The 2,567-nt window shown below is 73.5% G+C and carries 4 protein-coding genes; 1 reads left to right on the top strand and 3 read right to left on the bottom strand.

The window, feature by feature from the left end; translation table 11 throughout:
• The coding region (locus tag B9S61_RS18590) for an SDR family oxidoreductase (protein ID WP_103543277.1) at positions 1-777 on the bottom strand (777 nt) is incomplete at its 3' end.
• A gap of 79 nt (positions 778-856) precedes the next feature.
• Positions 857-1,120 (bottom strand): HU family DNA-binding protein, encoded by a 264-nt coding sequence (locus tag B9S61_RS18585; protein ID WP_103543276.1) that lies wholly within the window; start codon positions 1,118-1,120, stop codon positions 857-859.
• Between the two features lie 214 nt (positions 1,121-1,334).
• On the opposite strand from B9S61_RS18585, the gene B9S61_RS18580 reads away from it, so the two are divergent.
• Positions 1,335-1,667 carry a DUF3140 domain-containing protein gene (locus B9S61_RS18580; RefSeq protein WP_103543275.1) on the top strand — a complete coding sequence of 111 codons (333 nt, stop codon included), beginning with the start codon at positions 1,335-1,337 and terminating at the stop codon, positions 1,665-1,667.
• A gap of 556 nt (positions 1,668-2,223) precedes the next feature.
• Here the strand turns inward: B9S61_RS18580 and B9S61_RS18575 are convergent.
• A partial coding sequence (locus B9S61_RS18575; RefSeq protein WP_103543274.1) for a class F sortase occupies positions 2,224-2,567 on the bottom strand: 344 nt, incomplete at its 5' end.

Below are 2,567 nucleotides of genomic sequence, written 5' to 3'. Positions count from 1 at the left end.
CGTGACGACGGGTGGCATCGCGGCGCGCACGGACTGGGTCGCGCGCAGCCACCGCGGTACGTAGACGGAGGGGCGCCGCCGCTCGACGGCGGTGACCAGCCGGCCCGCCACATACGCGACGGGGTACACCTTGCGGGCCGGCGGCGGCATGTGCCCGCGCAGCTCCCGCAGCACCGCGTGCTGGTCGGCGTCGCGCACCATGTCGGTGTCCGTCCAGTTGATGTAGGCGATTCCCACACCCACGTGCCGGTGGGCGACCTCCGCCTGCAGCGAGTGGGCGAACGACTCGACCCCCGCCTTCGACGCGCAGTAGGCGCTCATCATCGGCGCCGCACCGATCGACGCCAGCGACGCCACCTGAAGGAAGTAGCCGTGCGTGTCGAACAGGTCGGGCAGGAACGTCCGCGCGGTGACCGCGCTGCCGATGAGATTGACCTCCACGACACGGCGCCAGACGGCGGGGTCCGACTCCGCGAACGGACCGCCCTCCGCCAGCCCGGCGTTGGCGACCACCACCGAGGGCGGCCTGAGCCGCTCCCGGATCCCGGAGGCGGCCAGGCGCATCCCCCGGTCGTCGGTCACGTCGACCTCCCAGCAGGCGGAGCTGCCCGCCGGCAGTGAGTCCCTGACCTCCGCCAGTGTGCTCTCCTCGCGGCCCAGCAGCGCCACCGTCGCGCCCCGTTCGACGAGGACCCGGGCCATGGCCGCTCCGAGACCGCGCGCGGCTCCGGTCACCACGGCCGTGCGGCCGTGCAAGGGGTTCCGGGCGACCGGCATGGACGGTTCCTTTCCGCGGTGGACTACGACGGTGTGAGGACGCCGGGCGGGAAGGCCCGACCCGCGTCCGTCCGGCCGCTCACCCGGTCTCGCCGTGCAGGAACTCGGTGAGCGCCTTGCCCGGACGGAACGCGGCCGTCCCACCGTCCGGACGGAACCTGCCGAAGCTGCCCAGGACGACTTCCTCGCCCCGGCTCAGAGCTTCGGCGATCGAGCCCGGGTGCTCCACGGTCCCGAAAACGGAATCGAGCACCCGCTCCACCTCGTCGGCGGTCGGGCCCGGGCCGTCGCCGTTGCCCGCCGCGTTCTCCCTGGTCGCCTCGACCAGTTGGGTCCTGTCCATGCGTCCTGCCCGTAGTCCGAGGGAAAAGCCGGTGCTGCCACGATCGCGGTGGCCCGCGGTCCGCGCACCTTCTGGCGGGCGCGCGAGTGGCGGGGAGGAGAGGATGACCGGGCGGACGCAGAGCACGGTGCCCGGCCGTCCGTGTCGAAGAGGGGCGGAGAAGAGGGGGCGGAGAAGAGGGTCGGAGACCGGGTCGAAGAGGGAGTGAGGCGGCGTGGACGACGAAGAGCGTGAAGCGGCCTGGGACGAGTTCCGTGAACTGGTGAACATGAGGCCCGCCGAGCTGGACGCGTGGCTGGCCTCGGAGGAGTCGCGGAGCGCCGGGCAGCACAAGGACGGCGGCGAGTCCACGGGACATGCCTCCGGCCGCCGCATCGCGGAGATCCTGCGCGCCAGGAAGGGCGATCTCACCGACGACGACTACCAGCACATGCGCAAGGTCGTCGGCTACGTCCGGCGACACCTCGCCCAGCGGCCGCCGGGCGAGGCCCGGGACACCCGGTGGCGGTACTCGCTCATGAACTGGGGGCACGACCCGACGGCGTGACACGGGGCGGGGCACGGCCCACGACAAGGACGGCTCGGCGGGTGCGCCGGGACCGGAGTGCGGCAGCCTCACCACCCACGGCGCCACCACGGAACCCGGAGCCGCCGACCGGTCCGCCTTCCCGGCCGTGGGGGAGCGGTGGCCTCGCGTGACGGCTCCTGACGCGACCGCTCCAGAGCCGACGGCTCCTGAGGCGACCGTTCCTGAGGCGACGGCTCCTGAGGCGACCGTTCCTGAGACGACCGTTCCTGAGACGAGAGTTCCTGGACGATCCGCCGCCACACGCGCCCGGGCGGCGCGGTCGGAAGGTCCGCCGCCTCGGCGTCGCGCGCGGCCGCCACCACGCGTGTCACCGACGCGAACTCCGCCCGACAGCGCGGACACGTCCCGATGTGCCGCAGGGCGCAGGCGTCCTCGGCGCCCGCCGTACGGCCCAGCGCCAGTTCCACCAGGTGCGCCGACTTCACGTGACCCACTGCGACCTCCGGTGTCCTCGAACTCCGAACTGCTGCGTGCACGGGCCGGCCGGGCTTCAGCGGGCTCCGGCGGAGTACCGTCACTCCTCCACCGGCTCCGCCGTGACGACGAGGTTCGCCAGGTAGCCGCCGCGCTCGGGGTCGAACGGCGGCGCACAGGTGATCAGCGTGAGAACCGGGGCGCCCGTCCGGCGGAAGACGGACGACGGCAGCTCGTCCTTCGGGACGGTGGTGCGCGAGACGACGCGGTAGACCGCCGGGCCCGCCTCCGCCCGCCGCACCTCGACGGTGTCGCCGCGCCGTACCTCGTAGAGGGCGGCGAACTCGCCGAGGTCGCCTGTGTCGTTGTCGACGTGCCCCACGAGCACGGCCGACCCCCGGGGGCTCCCCGGAGCCGGGCCGTATCGGTACCAGCCGGCCACCG

Source organism: Streptomyces sp. SM1 (assembly GCF_002910825.1).
Taxonomy (GTDB): domain Bacteria; phylum Actinomycetota; class Actinomycetes; order Streptomycetales; family Streptomycetaceae; genus Streptomyces; species Streptomyces okerensis.
This window is presented reverse-complemented; position numbering and strand designations above follow the sequence as displayed.

What these genes read in the sequence shown, in the direction of transcription:
- B9S61_RS18585 (WP_103543276.1), bottom strand. Translation starts at nt 1,120, where the DNA reads ATGGACAGGACCCAACTGGTCGAGGCGACCAGGGAGAACGCGGCGGGC.